This window comes from Paenibacillus chitinolyticus, from assembly GCF_045038035.1.
GTDB classification, from domain to species: domain Bacteria; phylum Bacillota; class Bacilli; order Paenibacillales; family NBRC-103111; genus Paenibacillus_F; species Paenibacillus_F chitinolyticus_A.
Window position 1 is genome coordinate 4642854 of sequence record NZ_CP173427.1, and the last position, 16069, is coordinate 4658922.

The following is a 16069-nucleotide window of genomic DNA, read 5'->3' on the forward strand; positions in this document are numbered from 1 at the left end:
CTCCTCGGTCAAATGCGGATGTCAACCACAATGCTGTCCACACGGCCGACTTCGCGGATATAAGCGGCGACGGCTTGATGTTCCGGATGAGGCCCGTAAGCTTCCAGCGCTTCCTGGTTCTCGAAGCGGACGGAAAGGACCAGCTGATACCCCTGGTTGTTGGGGGAGAAATTAAGGCCCGCCTGCAGGTCAATGACGCCGGACAAGCGGTTCTTCAACGCTTTAAAACGGGCGATAACGTCCTGAAGCTGCTCCTGCGTCGTGGATTCGCCGAACTTTACAAGCACGATATGATCGATCAATGGATTCCCTCTTTTCCAATCGTAATGCTTTCAGTATACCATATCGTTTTTTATATGCTAACCCGGCACGGCTGCAGGCAGATTCCCGCTTCTCTCACATTTTATCTCGCTCCCGATCACATATCGTCCCTTCCCGTGAATATACTTACTTAACAACAGGCCAAACTGTGCCCCATATTCCACAAGGAAGGTGCCCATCATGACAGACTCTTCGTTTATCGTCTCCCGAGAGGACTGGTCACTTCACCGCAAAGGCTACCAGGACCAGACGAGACACCAGGAAAAAGTCCGCGATGCGATCAAACAGAATCTGCCCGACATCGTGTCCGATGAGAGCATCATTCTGTCCAACGGCAAGCAGGTTGTCAAAGTCCCGATCCGTTCACTCGACGAGTACCGGTTCCGATATAACTACCAGAAAAGCAAGCATGTCGGACAGGGCGACGGCGACAGTCAAGTCGGCGACGTTCTCGGCGTAGATCCCCAGCCTTCCTCCAAAGGAGGCAAAGGCGAAGGAGCCGGCGATAAGCCGGGTGAGGATTATTACGAGGCCGAGGTTTCGTTCGAGGAGCTTCAGACGCTCCTTTTCGAAGAGCTGGAACTGCCGTTCCTGCAGCCCAAAGATAAGAAAAATTTTACGGTGAAGGAAGTGCTTTTCAACGATATCCGCAAGAAAGGCATCATGTCCAACATCGACAAGAAGAAGACGATACTCGAAAATTTACGGCGCAACGCCACGCAGGGCGATCCCGGCATCCACGGCATTTCGCCGGACGATCTGCGTTTCAAAACGTGGAACGAAGTGGAAAAGCCCCATTCCAACGCTCTCATCATCGCCATGATGGATACGTCGGGGTCCATGGGATCGTTCGAGAAGTTTATCGCCCGGAGCTTTTTCTTCTGGATGACGCGTTTTCTGCGGACGAAGTATGAGCATGTCGAAATCGTGTTCATCGCCCATCATACGGAAGCGAGAGAAGTGACGGAGGAGGAGTTTTTTACAAAAGGCGAAAGCGGAGGCACGATCTGTTCTTCCGCATACCAGGCCGCGCTGGACATCATCGACTCCCGGTATCCGCCGGAGCAGTATAACATTTATCCGTTCCATTTCTCGGACGGCGACAATCTCACCTCGGACAACGAACGCTGCGTGAAGCTGATCGGACAGTTAATGGAACGTTCCAACATGTTCGGTTACGGCGAAGTCAACCAGTACAACCGGAGCTCGACGCTCATGTCCGCTTACCGCAATATTCATCATCCGAAATTTATGCATTACATCATCCGGGAAAAATCCGAAGTGTACAAGGCGCTCCGTTCCTTCTTCACACCCCGTACCGAGGGAGGCGAACTCATTTGACACCGGACGAAATACGCCAGCTTGAACATGCGATTGCGGAAATTACGGAAGTGGCCGAAGGCTTCGGCCTCGACTTCTATCCGATGCGCTATGAAATATGCCCCGCCGATATCATTTATACGTTCGGGGCTTACGGAATGCCGACCCGCTTCTCGCACTGGAGCTTCGGCAAAACGTTCCACAAGATGAAGACCCAATACGATTTCGGGCTTAGCAAAATTTACGAGCTGGTCATCAATTCCGATCCCTGCTACGCTTTCCTGCTCGACGGCAACTCGCTGATCCAGAACAAGCTGATCGTGGCGCACGTCCTCGCCCACTGCGATTTTTTCAAGAACAACGCGCGCTTCTCCCGCACCAACCGCAATATGGTGGAAAGCATGTCGGCTACCGCCGAGCGCGTGCGCCAATACGAGATCGAGTACGGGACCCAGCGGGTCGAGGAGTTTCTGGACTGCGTGCTGGCCGTGCAGGAGCACGTCGATCCGAGCCTGACGACGCCGGGACGCAGGAAGCCGGAGAAACTGGACGACAAGGAAAACGACAAGCTCGGCAGGAACGGCAGACCGAAAACCGGCTACGAAGACCTGTGGGATCTGGAGCGGCAGGACCCGGAACCGGATGAAGAAGAAAGCCGGCCGGCCCGTTTTCCGCCGAAACCGGAGAAGGATATTCTCCTGTTCATTGAAGAGAACGCTCCCCAACTGGAAGACTGGCAGCGCGATATTATGACCATGATGCGCGACGAAATGCTCTACTTCTGGCCGCAAATGGAGACCAAAATCATGAACGAAGGCTGGGCTTCGTACTGGCATCAGCGCATTCTGCGCGAGCTTGATCTGACCGAGGAGGAGACGATCGAGTACTCCAAGCTGAATTCGGGCGTAGTCCAGCCGTCCAGGCATACGCTTAACCCCTACTACCTCGGGCTCAAAATTTTCGAGGATATCGAGAAGCGCTGGGACAATCCGAAAGACGAAGAGCGGGAAAAGTACGGACGGCGGGGCGGCGAAGGCCGCAGCAAAATTTTCGAGGTCCGCGAATTCGATTCGGACACGTCTTTTATCCGCAATTACATGACCAAAGAGCTGGTCGAAGACCTGGATCTGTATGTGTTCGAGAAAAAAGGGCCGGAATGGAAAATCACCGATAAGACTTGGAAAAACATCCGGGACCAGCTGGTCTATTCCCGGGTTAACGGCGGCTTTCCTTATCTGGAAGTGTACGACGGGGATTACCAGCGCAACGGCGAGCTTTACCTGCGGCACTCGTACGAAGGCGTCGAGCTCGACCTGAAATACGTGGAAAAAACGCTCCCGTACTTGTACCGGCTGTGGGGCAAACCCGTCTACCTGCAAAGCGTGGTGGAAGACAAAGCGGTGCTATTTTCGTACGACGGGAAGAAGAGCCACCGGAAGTTTATGTAGAAGAACAGCAAGCTAAAAGTCATTTATTCACTAAATAATAGCCTGTCTGACCATCAGCATATGAGCTGCGGTTAGGCAGGCTTTTTTTACGAGTATCCTCTCGCTTCCATTAATTTAGGAGGAATACTTATGAAGAGTCTTGCTCAACAAGTGAATTTAACCTTAGACAGTAAGGGGCCTTAGGCTTTTTAGGGCCTATTAAAGATAGAACCACTTTCCTCATACTACATAGGTTATCCTGGAGTTAACAATTCCTTGATTTAAAAATTTTCATAAGGTGGTTATATTTTATGAAGAAATTCATTTCTATTTTTTTAATTCTAGTGGGAATTATGGTAATTTGGGCTGCTAGTAAACCTTTATATTTAATGTATAAAGAGAAAAAAATTCAACACTCGTTGAACACAACTTATGAGATAACTCAACAAGACGTTACTAAAAATATTTTGAAGATAAATAACAATACTATAGAAGTTGTAAATACACCTAAGGGCAACCTTATACGGCTAGAGATAATGTTAAACGGGGAAAGACTGCCGGGCTCAGCAGATGTTGTACCTGCAAATAATGGGAATTATACACGCGGTGTTTGGGTGAACGTATTCACTATCCACAAAAGTCAGGAGGCCAGCAATGAAAATGACAGGGTAGCAATTGTGCAAACAATGAAGGAGCATGCCAGTTGGAATATCTATTATATGGATAATAAACAAAAAATGACCGTAAGACATGTGACTAACGAGAACCGTCCTGCCGATCCTTTAGATACTTATTTAATTAAAAATAGCGGTTCACCTATGATAGGGTATTACTCTGATATCAATTATGCTTCCGGCAACCCTTTTGCGACAATTATTCCAATAGCCATCGCGATTTCCGGAGGCATTTTATTATTAATTGGATTTCTTATTTTCCCACGTAGAAAAAAAAGGGGATAAAACCTGGCAGACTACGGCAAATGAGCCGCGTCAGCCAGGTTTTTTTGCTGCGGTTCGCATCAGGCGTGCGCAGCGGTATACCCCGCTTTGTTCTTCGCCACCAGCATATTGCAGATGAGCCCGGACAGGCCCCAGAGTCAGCACGTTTTAAGCTGTAAGTCGCGCGCCTGTCCCGGCGAACCAGCCAAACAAAAACCTGCCTGCTCCGGTTATAATCCGGTTCAGGCAGGTTCGTTTGCGGCACCCGAAGCGCGGGAAATTCCCGCCTACTTGCGGAAGCCGGTCACCGGAATGTCCGACATATGGACGGACGCCGGAATATCGAGCAGGGAGCACATCAAAGGAGCGACTGCCAGCTGGGGCAGGTAACTGTCCGTATAAACGCCGGGCGTGAACCGGTCTCCGATGGCGATCAGGCCGACATCCCGCTCCGCCTCTCCCGTTCCGCCGTGATGCCCGTCTTCGTTCATGCCGTGATCGGATGTGATGAGAATCTGGTAGCCCCGTTCCATCCACACAGGAAGGAGAACGGCAAGCAGTCCGTCCATATGCAGAGCCTGGCCCCGATACCGGGCGGAATCGGACGTGAACTTGTGGCCCGCATCGTCGATATTCATCGGATGAATATAGAGCAAGTCCGGGTCATACGTCCGGCGCAAATACTCGGCATCTCCGATCAGATGGGAATCCGGATATGAGTCCTCATAGTAGAACATGCCGTGCTGAATCGGCTTGCTCTCGTCGTGCTGAATGCGGTCGGCCACGTAATCGAACGGCGCCGAATTGTACAGCTCGCTCACCCAGTGATACGCCGCCGCGGCTGTCGTCAAACCCTGCTGCCGTGCCAGATGAAACACGCTCGGAAAACGGGACAGCCTGACGACATGGTTGGCCGTAATCCCGTTTATGTAGCTGGGCGTCCCTGTCAGAAGCACCTCGTAAAGCGGCCTCGAGAGACTCGGAAGCTCCGATTTCACTTTGTACAAAGCCGCTTGCGATTTTTCAACCAGATGATTCAAATAGCCCATGGAGGAGAGCATGACGTCGTAGCGCAGTCCGTCCAATACGAGGACAATCGTTTTTGCCATACGTGCGCCACCTGCCTTTGTGTGGTTTTATGTGAAATTTCGTTGTTTTATATTGATTTTAAAAGGGCTTTGAAGCGCTGTCAACCGCTTTGTGCAAGCCTTGGTGCAGGCTGTCCAGCAAACGGCGGGTTTTATCGCAGCCGTACTCCCAAAACATGATGCCGGCCAGGTTTTTTTCCTCGACATACCGGCACTTATGCTGAAGGGATTCCTCGTCGTCGTAGGTGATAAACGTGCTGCCGTTGAACAGATAAGGCGCTTTCGCTTCCTCGTCCCAATACCGTACATAGCCGTTTTTATTGATGTAGTCGTTTGCAAGCGTCGTATAATCCGGCCCGTAACCGCCCGAGCCTCCGGCGATCTGGTGAAGCCCGTTTGCCGCATCCGGCACCTTCTCCCACTGACGGGAATAAAAAGCGGCGCCGACCACGATTTTATCGCGGGGTACGCCTGCACCGAGGTACAGGTTAATCGACGTATCCGTACTGATACGGAACAGATCTCCCGTAGAATTGTAAAGATTCGTATGGTGCCCCGTGAGAACCTGGAAGCCGCCCCGCATGTCGTAGGTCATCACCTGAAGAAAATCGAGATATCGGTGCACCTGGTCCATCTCCGTACCGTCCAGATAATACTGGTCGGCCCCCACCGCGATCGTCAGCAGGTAACGGCGTCCGTCCTTGCGTCCCTGTTCGTCTATCGCTTCCCGGATCGTTTGCAGAAGCAGCGTGAAATTCCGTTTGTCCGCGGGGCTCGACTGGATGCCTGCGGCGGAGTAGCAGGGATATTCCCAGTCCAGATCAATCCCGTCGAACGGATGCGCCAGGAGGATATTCACGGCGGACTGCGCCATCCGTCTCCGGCCTTCCTCGGTGGAGGCCGCTTCGGAAAATCCGCCCGCTCCCCATCCGCCTACAGACAGGAGCAGAACGAGCTCCGGATTGACGGTTTTAAAACGCGTTAGCTCATCCAGATGGGCAAGATGATCAATCCGGATTTCATCTTCCCGGACATGGCCGAAAGCCACATTCAAATGGGTCAGCTTGCCGAGATCTTCCCCGGTTACGTCCGGGAGTCCGGCATCGGCGACATAGCCCGCTACTACATAAGGATTGTTCATTGCGGTGTTTTCCTCCTAATCGTTCTCACACAAATTTTCGAAAATTTGCAAAGCCTCCCTGGCGGACCCCACTTTGTACCCGGACTGGGTGTGACGGATTTGTCCCTTCCGGTCTACAACGAAAACGTGCGGAAAACCGGCAGCGGGCAGCGGACGCTTCGCGTTAAATTCATCCAGGGAAACGCAACCTTCATCCCGGACAAAATGAGTTCCCGCAGGCAGTGCGCCATAACGGGCGGGATCGAATGAAACCGTTCTCCGGTCGTCGCCTACCACCATTATAACGGCTGCGTCCGCTTTAGCATACAAATTGGCAAGCTCTGTAAGCTCACGGATCAGGTGCTTGGAAGGCTCACGTTCCGGTTCGATCCAGGCCGCCAGCACGGCGCGTCCGCCAGCCAAATCTTCAAGCGTACGGGGTTCTCCGTTCTCCTCCAGGCTTCCGAAAACGATGTTCCCGTCCACGGAACCGAGCACGGGAACATCGGAAGGAGCCGCGCGGAAGGTTGGCGTCAGCTTCGTCTGCCGGCCGGGAACAACGGTGAAATGGCGGAAGCGGGCCAGTACCGTCCCGTCCTTAAGCCGCGTCCCGGTCGTCAGCCTGTAGCTGCCGGCTTCCAGTTCAAGCGGCTCGGCGTACAAGTCGCTTTTGCCGTGCGGGAACACGATCGTCCGGTAAAGACCGTCCTCAAGCCGGGCCACGGTAAGGTTCTGGAAGTAGGAAGCCTCCGGGGCTGAATGCGCGCTATGCTCCTGCGGCGCAGCTGCATCGGGCTGCATGTCAGTTCCGCCGTGCATGGCCCCGTTCGGCTTGCCCGGAGGCTCGCCCGCTTCGCCAGCCTCTCCGAGAGGCTGATTCAGAGGCCGCGCGGCGGTGCCTTCCCGCCTTACGGTCCCATTTGCCGGCTCCCCGTGTCCGCCCTGCCGGCGAAGCAGCAGCGTCCCTCTCTGCGCTTTGCTTTCTTCGCGTTCGCGCCAAGCGGCATCGATCCATTCGCCGTCCAGCCTAAACTGGGGCTTCTGATTATTCGGATGAAGCCGGGCCGGGATGCCGAGGCTGCGGCAGACGGCGACCAGCATAATATCAAGGGAAAGGCGGTCGCCTTTCTTCAGCGCGAAGCTGCCTGCGGCGGAAGCCCGGCCCGGGAGATTCGTCAAGTCATCCCGCACCTCGAATTCGGCGGCAAAACGGTGCACAAGCCCGGACGGGTCCTTCCGGTACGAGGCAGCCTCCTCTGCCGTGAACGCTTCTTCGAACAGCCGCCGGTACGGTCCGATCATTTCGAAGTGCACCCTCGGGCAAAGAATATACGGGACGAACACGTCCTCCTCCCAGGCATCCGCCCATTTCAAGGCATGCAGAAGATGATCGTCCAAAGTCGGACGGAACGTGTCCAGCATGTCTTTGTCCCTCATGCTTTCCAGCAGCCGGAGAGGCCACACTCCGTAGGCGTCGGTCCGCTCCCGGAGAAAATCGCGGATTTCCCGGCCGTTTCCCCGGGCCTTGCGCAGCACGTTCCACACCCGATCCGGGGGAAGACCGAGTTCTCCGGCCAGCTTTACCGCGTCCTGTTCGCCGAGGAACGTATCCTCGAAGCTTTTACGGACCGCGGCCCCCTCCCGCTCCCGTTCCTGATGCAGCCTCAGCATCTCCTCGGTAACCACGGACAGGGCTTCGCCTTCCCGCTCGGGAGGCGGTACCATGTCGACGTCCAGCGTCCCGGGCGGCTCCGCAGCGCTCCGGATCGTCATAACCAGGCTGGAACTGCCCGCAGCCGAAAACTTCTCTTCTCCCCAAAGGCCGTCTTTGACGGCACGGACGAGCAGGTCTCCCCATCCGGTCCTGAAAGCGGCAAGGCCCTCCGAATCAGTCGTAAGGACGGCAATCGGGTACATCTCCGCCATGTTATACAGCTGAAAAAGGACCCGCGCGCCCTCAACCGGCCGGCCTTCTTCGTCTTTGACGGCAACGGTCACCGTCCGTACGGGCGCGTACGTTTCCAGCAGGTTGATTTCCGTCAGCCATTCTTCGGCCAGCGTAACCGGTTCCGGTCCCGGGTAGTTGGCGTGAACCCGGGTGTTGACCAGCATGGCCCGCCGGGCCGGCGCGCTGAACCAGCCCCGGTCCAGTGCCGGCTCGGGCTCGCAGGCGCCGATATAATGCCACTGTCCGTCGGCCCACGCCTCCACCCAGGCATGATTATCGTCGCAGTGGGCCCAGCGCGGCGTATAGCACTGCCTGGCGGGAATGCCTATGCTCCTCAGCGCGGATACCGCGAGCGTCGACTCTTCCCCGCAGCGTCCCTGCGCGCTTCTCAGCATCGTCAGCGGCGAGATCGTCCGCAGATCGCTTCCGACGTACGTAGCTTTCTCGTGACACCAATAGTTGGTCTCCAGGATCGCCTTTTCCATCGGTAAATGCTTGGTCCGCTCCGCCAGTTCCTCATAAAGAACGCCCCGGCAGTCTTCCAGATTCTCGCTGTTCACCCGCAGAGGCAGCACGAAGTGAAGAAACAGGCGATCCGACACTCGCCGTCCCCAAGGTACTTTGGCGCGGATTTCAAGCGTCGTGCGGACATGGTTCAAAAACAAGGCTCCGTCGTAATCCGCCAAATCGTTTAAGGGCATATACGCGAAAAGAAATTTGAGCGCCCACGCTTCTTCCTCGGTCAGCTTCTGCCGGAACACGCCGAAAAGCTCCTCTTCTTTAGCCCGGGCAAATTCCCGCTTGATGTCGAATTTCCTCTGTACTTCCGCCAGCGCTTCGGCATCCATAGAAAAAACAGACAAGTCCGGTCGGAGAGCCGCGTTCCGGTCAACCTCCAAGTCCGCGTTCACATCCGCTTTCAAAAAATCGTTTTCAAGGAGATTGACGTCCGGCTTCTCAGCCTCGTTCCGGTCCGTAACCCGATTATTGTTCAGATTCGGATTTTCATTCGTATTCGCGTTCATCTGTCTCTCACTCCTCCCATAGTTTTCCGTCCTCGCGGATCACATAGACGGCTTTGCCGTCGGCGGAGGCGGCGCAAATCTGAAAGCCTCTTGCCGTCGTTTCAACCTGCGGAACGATGTTCCATGGCTCACAGCCAAGAAGTTCGTTGACATCGCTTATAAAAACACCCGACTGTTCATAATGATTGCGCTGCCGGTAATACAGCTTCCGCAGCTCCCACTTTACGCGTTCATCGTCCGGCAGCGCGAAGCTCTCCGGCCCGTCCCCGTCCGCAAAGGCCACATAGCCCCACAGCTCGGGATAATGCATATTGACGATTCCCATCGGAGACCAGACCCAGTTGTCTTCGGGATAAGGCTTGCCGCTTCGGGGATCAATCATTTTCCGGTAGGAGCCGTCTGCAACCTCCGTCCGCCACTGCACCCGCGAGAAATTCACACGCCAGAATTCTCCTTGGACCGGCGGGCGGTTCTCAGGTGCGCACTCCCCCAGAGCGGACCACGGCATCGCCACCTCCAGCGTCCACTTCCGGTTGTCCGCATCCGGATTGTTCAGCTCCCCGTCTATATGGACGGCCGTTTTTAGCCCATGGATATCCCAGCCGTTCACGGGCGGCCCGCCGTCCCGGTAAGGTTTGACGAGCAGCAAATCCCAGACCGTATTCAGCGCATTCATTTCGAACTCATAATACTGGTGGGTGTCCCCGTCGGGATCGATAAAAATCTCGAAATCGTTGTCGTAAAAAATGACGGAATCCCGCTCCGTAAGCGTCGCCCAAATCCGGTCCTCCGTCAGCTCCGCCGCAAAATAGAAATACCGGTCGTCCCAGAGCATCTTGACCCGGGTCCGTTTGGACGGCTGCGGCTTGGCGTCTCCTTCGATATCCGTAAAATCTTCCGTCCAGCCGGCCGCTTCCCAGAACGGCTTGTCGATCCGTCCGTCAAGCTCCAGCGGCCCGGACGCCCGCCTGCACAAGTAATTCTTGGGCGCAAAAGTGATGCGCGGTTCCGGCACTCCGCTTAACGCCATGCCGTTCACCCCTTTCTCTAAGTGGATAAAACTGTTCCGGACAGGGCCGCCCTAGTTCTTGGACAACCGGAATACGATTGCCTCGGGAGCTTGCTTCACGCGGACGGATTCCGGAAGACAGACGGCGATGCCTTCTTCGGTCAGCCGGTAATCCAGCTGGATGTCCCCATCCAGCAGCTCAACACGGGCGAAGGAATCCCGGAGAGGAATACACATTTCCGCTTCCATCGGCGACTGTTCCCGCTCGACCAGATACAAGGCGTAAACGGTCTCCCCCTTCCGCGTGAAACGCCAGCTGCCTTCGGAATAAGGCTCGCAGATGCGCGTTCCGTAAATGGCTTCGCCGTTTACCTTCAGCCACGCACCGAGTCCTTTCATCCTCGCCACGGCCGTCTCCGGCAGCCTTCCGTCCGGCTGCGGCCCGACGTTGAGGGCGAGGTTGCCCCCCTTCGCCACGATCTCGACGAGCAGATGGACGAGCTGGCGGACGGTTTTATACGTGTCCTCGTACCGGAACGAGAACGACGTCCCCATCGTGATGCAGCTCTCCCACGGGACGAGGAGAGGGCGCTCCGGCAACGTCTGTTCGGGGGTGATCAGGTTCTCGTACGGTCCCCCGACGGTCCGGTCCGCACAGAGCAGCCAAGGCTGCAGCTCGCGCGCCTTCCCCACGGCATCGCCGAGCCGGATGTCCTGGTTGTTCGCCGCGTTCACCCAGCCGGCGTCCAGCCAGAGCACGTCGATGCGCCCGTAGCGGGTCATGAGCTCGCCGATCTGCTCGTGCGTGAACTTCACGAACTGCTCCCACAGCCAGGGGTGCTCCTTCGTGTCGTAGGAGGTTCCCCGCGACGTGCGTCCGCCCCGCTCCATGCCCGGGGCCCAGTAATAGGGCGAGCGCCAGTCCGCCTTCGAGAAGTAGGCGGATATCGCCAGTCCCTTCGCCCGGAAAGCGTCGAACAGCCTGCCGCAAATATCCGCATGCCGGTGGGCATGGAACGGGCAGTCGGGATGCGTCACGCGGTAATCCGTCGTGCGGGTATCCCACATACAGAAGCCGTCATGATGCTTCGTCGTAAAGTTCAAGTACTTGAATCCGCTGTCCGCGGCGAGTCCGGCCCACAGCTCGGGCTGGAAGCGGAGCGGATTAAACGTGCGGTTCAGCCCGAAGTATTCGCGCTTAAGCTCTTCCGCGCTCACCTCCCAGTCGATTCCGTCCCGGGACCAGTCCGCATCCGCGTCGCTCAGCGCCCACGACTCCACGACACCGAGCTGGGAGTACGGCCCCCAGTGCATCATGAGCCCCAGCTTCTGGTCTTGGAACCACTCCAGCCGCTCCAGCAGCATGGGATCATCGGGTTTGACCCAATCCTCCTCCCGGCTGTAGTTGTGTACGCCTTCCACGACGGCCGCCGGCGCCCCTACTTGTGTCTCCGCGTTCATCTCATTCATCACTTAACCTCCAGGCAAGCCGGTATTTTTTTGTAATCCCTTTCATAAATCCTACGAACTGCCCTATGAATCCGCTGTTTTTTTGGTATGATTATGGATATTCCTTTCAAAGCACCTCTTAGAAACTGAATCATTCCGAAACAGGAGGGAACGACAAATGAAATCCGATTACTTTAAATCGAAACTTTTTATGCGATATATTGGGTCCTATTTGTTCATCCTGCTTATTCCGCTGGCGTTCGCGACGATCTTCATTTACCGCAGCGCCGTAAGCAATCTCCAGTCCGAAATCGAGCAGTCCCACCTTAACCAGCTCAATCAGACCAAGACCATCATCGACGGCCGGGTCAAAGAATTGACCGAAATCGCGTCCCGGATTTCTTACGACGAGCGGCTGACGCTTTACAAGGTCCACGATCCTTATTACAGCCGGGAAGCGATCAGCGCATTGGATAACTACAAAGCGACCAGCTCCATTATCGGGGATCTGTTCCTGTACTATCACGACGACGATAAAATTTATTCGTCCTTCGGCATGTCCGGGCTGGACGTGTTTTCGGACAAATACAGCTTCCACAACTGGACCCAGGACGGGCTGCGGCAGGATTTGAATACGCTTAAATTTCCAAAAATGCGGCCGGCGGACCTCGTCAGCCAGCCGACATCCCTGCAGCAGTCGATTCTCGCTTACCTGGTGCCAATTACGCCCAACAGTCCGGCCCCTCACGGGACCGTGATGTACTTTATTCCGGAATCGGAACTCACCGGCCTGATCGACTCCATTCTCGGCAGCTACCGCGGGCTGACGTACATTTTTGACAACAACGGGCAGGTCCTGACGAACAACGGAAACGAGGAATCGCTGACGGCAGGCGACCTCGGCGCTTTGTTCCAACTGCCTCCGGGCATCCACAATCAGGCGTTAAACGGACAGTCCCACTCCGTCGTCTCCGTAAAATCCGATAAAAACGGCTGGACGTACGTCACATTAATGCCGAGCGCCCAGTTTTTCAGCAGCGTGCTGCATGTGCGCAGCTTTATTATTCTGCTGGTGTCCATCGTCGTGATCGTCGGCGCCGCCCTGGCGCTGCTGCTCGCCCGGATGCAGTACCTGCCTATCTCGAATCTGGTCCATTTCGCCAGCTCCAAATCGAGAAGCAGCCGGACTTCGGGCAATGAACTCGAGCGAATCCGGATTTCCCTGCAGGAGCACAGCACCCGCGCGGATCTTCAGGAGCCTTACGCCCGCAATCACGCCCTGCTCATGCTGCTTAAATACGGGCAGACCAAGAGCCTGTCGGCCGATCTTCTCGAAGCTTTCGATCTGAAATTCGACCATGACCACCACTTTGCGATGGTCATCGGTTTTGACAAGCGCTCTCATCTGCACGACAGCAAGGACGACTGGCAGACGATGATCCAGCTTTTTGCCGAGGTCGATTTTCCAGGGCTTGCCGCCAGAGCTTACAGCGTGGAGCTTCCCCAGCCGAATCAGCTTGCGCTTGTCGTCGGGTTCGACCCCGCCGGACAGACGCCGCCTTTCGGTCAGATGCGGCAGATCGTGGAAGGCATCCGGACCCATCTGCTGGAGCTGTTCGATGCCTCGCCGGTTATCGGGGTCGGAACGGCTTACACGAGCCACGCTCACTTAAACCAGTCGTACATCGAAGCGTGTTCCGCGTTTGAATCGAACATTTTGACCGTTCATGGAAGCGTTACCTTTTTTGAAAAGCTGTCGAGTACGCCGGAGCGCAGCGCCTTCTGGATTCCCGGCAACGTGCTTTTGAAGCTGTCCCAAAGTCTGAAACAGGGCAGCTACGACGTATCGGAGCAGACCCTTCAGGAAGCGCTGAAAAACTTGCCGGCAGCCGGGCTGAGCGCCCCGCATCTGCGTCTGATCCACTACGATATCCTGACGACCCTGCTGAAGACCGCGTCCGAACTAAGTATTCAAGGCTTGACGCAGGACGTTCTGTCCAAGCTCAATTTCAATTCATCCGAGGAGTTTGAAGCCATCTGCCTGAACCTCGCCGCCCGGATCTGCGCGCAGGTGGAACGGGACCGGACGAAGGAAGAGCACTCCCTCATGGACCGGATCGTCGGGTATATCGACAAGCATTTCATGGAGCACACGCTCAGTCTGGAGGTCGTATCCGCCGAATACGGGATCTCGCCTTCTTATCTCAGCCGGACGTTCAAGGAGAAGACCGGCATCAATTTTATCCAGTATATCTGGCAAAAAAGGATGAACGAGGTCATGCATCAGCTGAAAACGACGAACGATCCGCTCAAAGAGATCATCGTCCGCGTCGGCTATCTGGATACCCCCAATTTCATCCGGAAATTCAAAAAGGAAACGGGTTATACGCCGGGTCAGTACCGGACGCTGAACACGTCGGCCGAGCACGCTTAACCGGGTCAAACCGACAGCAGGTTCGGTGCGGCCAACCGCTGTACAGGGCCGGAACGTGCGGCTGATGATCCTCGAATAGGGTTCCGTCGAAGGTGCGGCTGTCAGCTGGACTCGCGGTCCGGCAGGCGGTCTATCCGCATCCTTTAGCCGATGGCAGTCCGACGCACCTCCATGAAATGAATCCGGCTTCTCCCCGCCGCCTTGCCCGCAGGCCCGCTCCCCGATTAACCGGGGGCGGGCCTGCTTATTGTGGCGCGCAAGGACAGCCGACGTGTGGCGGCGATTGTCCGCCTAACGAAGGAAGCGAAGCCCTGGTCAAGCTCCCGGCGAACGGCTGCCCGTTCGGCATGTGGCAGCGTCCGGGCATTCGCCAGGCTCTACTTCTTCCCGCTGCTCTGGTTCCAGCGGTCGTACGCCGCCTGATAGATGCCCGCGATCTTGTCGCTGCCCATTTTCTTGAGCTGACCCGCATAGGCATCCCAGTTCGCCAGCGGTTCCTGGCCGGTTACGAACTTCGCTTCCATCTGCTTGACGTACGTATCCAGATCGGATTTAAGCCGGGTCACTTCCGCCTGCTCTTCTTCCGTCAGGAAGACGCTCGGGAACGGGATTTTGGCGATCGGCGTCAGCTTCTCTTCGTTTTCCTTGTCGATCCATTTATCGAAATCGGTTTTCAGCCCTTTGGACAGCTCGCTGCTGGCCGCTCCCGGCACGAGAATGCCGTAATTCGGCGTCAGCGTGCCTCTGTATTCTTCGCGGTCGCCGCCGCCCGGAACGGGCTTCCACTCCTTCACGTGCTTCTCTTTGTCCGTGTACTTCCAGAGCACATCCTCCGGACCTTGGGCGAACAGCGTGCCGCCTTCGTACCCGTACATATAATCGACCCAGCGCATGGCCGCTTCCGGACTCGGGTTGCTCTTCGTGATGGCGAACGTTCCGTTGGATGAAATGCCCGGGTGTTTGCCGTAAACGGGTGAATCCGGCACTTCGCTCTTGACCGGCTTCATCATCGGGTTGCTCTCGTCCGGCTCCGTGCCCAGCGTGAAGTAAGGGTAGTAATCGCTGAACAGCGCGACGCGGTTGTTTTTGCCTTTCGCTTTCTTCTGTTCGTCGGTTTGGGAGAACGTCTCGTGATCGAGCAGGTTGTCTTTCCACAAGCGGTTCAAGAACGTCAAATACCCTTTGTAGCCTTCCTCCTGAGGGGTGTAATGAACCTTGCCCGCTTTGTCGGCATAAATAACCTCGTCGTAGATGCCCCAGAACCCGAGGAAAAACATCCGCAGGTCGTCGAGTTTAACGGAGGTCAGCGGAACCTCGTCTTTCTTGCCGTTGCCGTTCGGGTCTTCGTCCTGCACGCGTTTGAGGTACGCGTAGAGCTCTTCCGTCGTCTCCGGCAGCTTCGTCATGCCCAGCGCCTTCAGGAATTTGCCGTTGTACCACATCGGTCCGCGGTACCAGACCGCCGACAGGTCGATCGTGCGCAGCGCGTAAATATGGCCCGACGGAGTCGTCATGTTTTTGCGGATCTCCGGATGCTCATCGAGGATTTTCTTTAAGTTCGGCGCGTAGTTGTCGATCAGGTTTTCAAGGGGAAGGAGCACGCCCTGGCTGCCGTACGTTACCTGCTCCGCCGGCTTGATGTCCGCCCCGAAGAACACGTCCGGCAGGCTGTCGCTGGCGAACACGAGGTTTTTCTTCGAATCGAAGCTGTCGATCGGCGCGTTCTGGTACTGCATCTTGATGCCCGTCAGTTTCTCCATCTCCTGCATGACCTGCATTTTATTCCAGTCCTGCACCCCGACATCGGGAGCCATCAAGGTCATTGTCATCGGTTTATCGACAATCGGGAACCCGTCCTTTTTCACATCGGAGGCATTTTTCCCGGTCCCCGCTTCCCCGGCTTTATCGGCGGAGCCGCAGGCGGACAGACCTGCTATCGCAAGCGTAAGACCGAGCATAAGCGAGCCTGACTTCAACACTTTTTTCATAA

The 16069-nt window shown here is 56.0% G+C and carries 11 protein-coding genes; 4 read left to right on the plus strand and 7 right to left on the minus strand.

Features of this window, described 5'->3' with window-relative positions; all coding sequences use genetic code 11:
- Positions 1-8: 8 nt before the first annotated feature.
- Positions 9-302 (minus strand): Dabb family protein, encoded by a 294-nt coding sequence (locus ACI48J_RS20975; RefSeq protein ID WP_405080092.1) that lies wholly within the window; start codon positions 300-302, stop codon positions 9-11.
- 199 nt (positions 303-501) lie between these two features.
- Here ACI48J_RS20975 and yhbH point away from each other — a divergent pair, with 199 nt between their 5' ends.
- From yhbH to ACI48J_RS20990, 3 genes are all read left to right on the plus strand, one after another.
- Positions 502-1662 (plus strand): sporulation protein YhbH, encoded by a 1161-nt coding sequence (gene yhbH, locus ACI48J_RS20980; RefSeq protein WP_326054807.1) that lies wholly within the window; start codon positions 502-504, stop codon positions 1660-1662.
- The gene (locus tag ACI48J_RS20985; protein WP_405080093.1) at positions 1659-3089 is read left to right on the plus strand and encodes a SpoVR family protein; all 1431 of its coding nucleotides are present in this window, start codon (positions 1659-1661) and stop codon (positions 3087-3089) included. Before yhbH ends, ACI48J_RS20985 begins: the two co-directional genes overlap by 4 nt.
- 290 nt (positions 3090-3379) lie before the next feature.
- Entirely contained in the window at positions 3380-4027 is a 648-nt protein-coding gene (locus ACI48J_RS20990) for a hypothetical protein (protein ID WP_405080094.1), read from the plus strand.
- Between the two features lie 266 nt (positions 4028-4293).
- Here ACI48J_RS20990 and ACI48J_RS20995 read toward each other — a convergent pair whose 3' ends face one another.
- The 5 genes from ACI48J_RS20995 to ACI48J_RS21015 are packed head-to-tail and all read right to left on the minus strand — an operon-like array spanning position 4294 to position 11666.
- The gene (locus ACI48J_RS20995) at positions 4294-5115 is read right to left on the minus strand and encodes an alkaline phosphatase family protein (protein WP_405080095.1); all 822 of its coding nucleotides are present in this window, start codon (positions 5113-5115) and stop codon (positions 4294-4296) included.
- 58 nt (positions 5116-5173) lie between these two features.
- Positions 5174-6235 (minus strand): glycoside hydrolase family 18 protein, encoded by a 1062-nt coding sequence (locus ACI48J_RS21000; protein ID WP_405080096.1) that lies wholly within the window; start codon positions 6233-6235, stop codon positions 5174-5176.
- Positions 6236-6250: 15 nt separating this feature from the next.
- A complete protein-coding gene (locus ACI48J_RS21005; protein ID WP_405080097.1) occupies positions 6251-9187 on the minus strand; it encodes a transglutaminase domain-containing protein in 2937 nt (978 codons plus the stop codon).
- A 7-nt stretch (positions 9188-9194) separates the two neighbouring features.
- On the minus strand, positions 9195-10217 hold the full coding sequence (locus tag ACI48J_RS21010) for a carbohydrate-binding family 9-like protein (protein WP_405080098.1): 1023 nt from the start codon (positions 10215-10217) through the stop codon (positions 9195-9197).
- Positions 10218-10268: 51 nt separating this feature from the next.
- Positions 10269-11666: an alpha-L-fucosidase gene (locus ACI48J_RS21015; RefSeq protein WP_405080100.1), complete on the minus strand. Its 1398-nt coding sequence runs from the start codon at positions 11664-11666 to the stop codon at positions 10269-10271.
- A 157-nt stretch (positions 11667-11823) separates the two neighbouring features.
- Between ACI48J_RS21015 and ACI48J_RS21020 the strand changes: the two genes are divergently transcribed.
- A complete protein-coding gene (locus ACI48J_RS21020) occupies positions 11824-14079 on the plus strand; it encodes a helix-turn-helix domain-containing protein (RefSeq protein ID WP_405080101.1) in 2256 nt (751 codons plus the stop codon).
- A gap of 377 nt (positions 14080-14456) precedes the next feature.
- Here the strand turns inward: ACI48J_RS21020 and ACI48J_RS21025 are convergent, their stop codons facing one another.
- Positions 14457-16067, minus strand: coding sequence for an extracellular solute-binding protein (locus tag ACI48J_RS21025; RefSeq protein ID WP_405080102.1), 1611 nt, complete (start codon positions 16065-16067; stop codon positions 14457-14459).
- Positions 16068-16069: the final 2 nt, after the last annotated feature.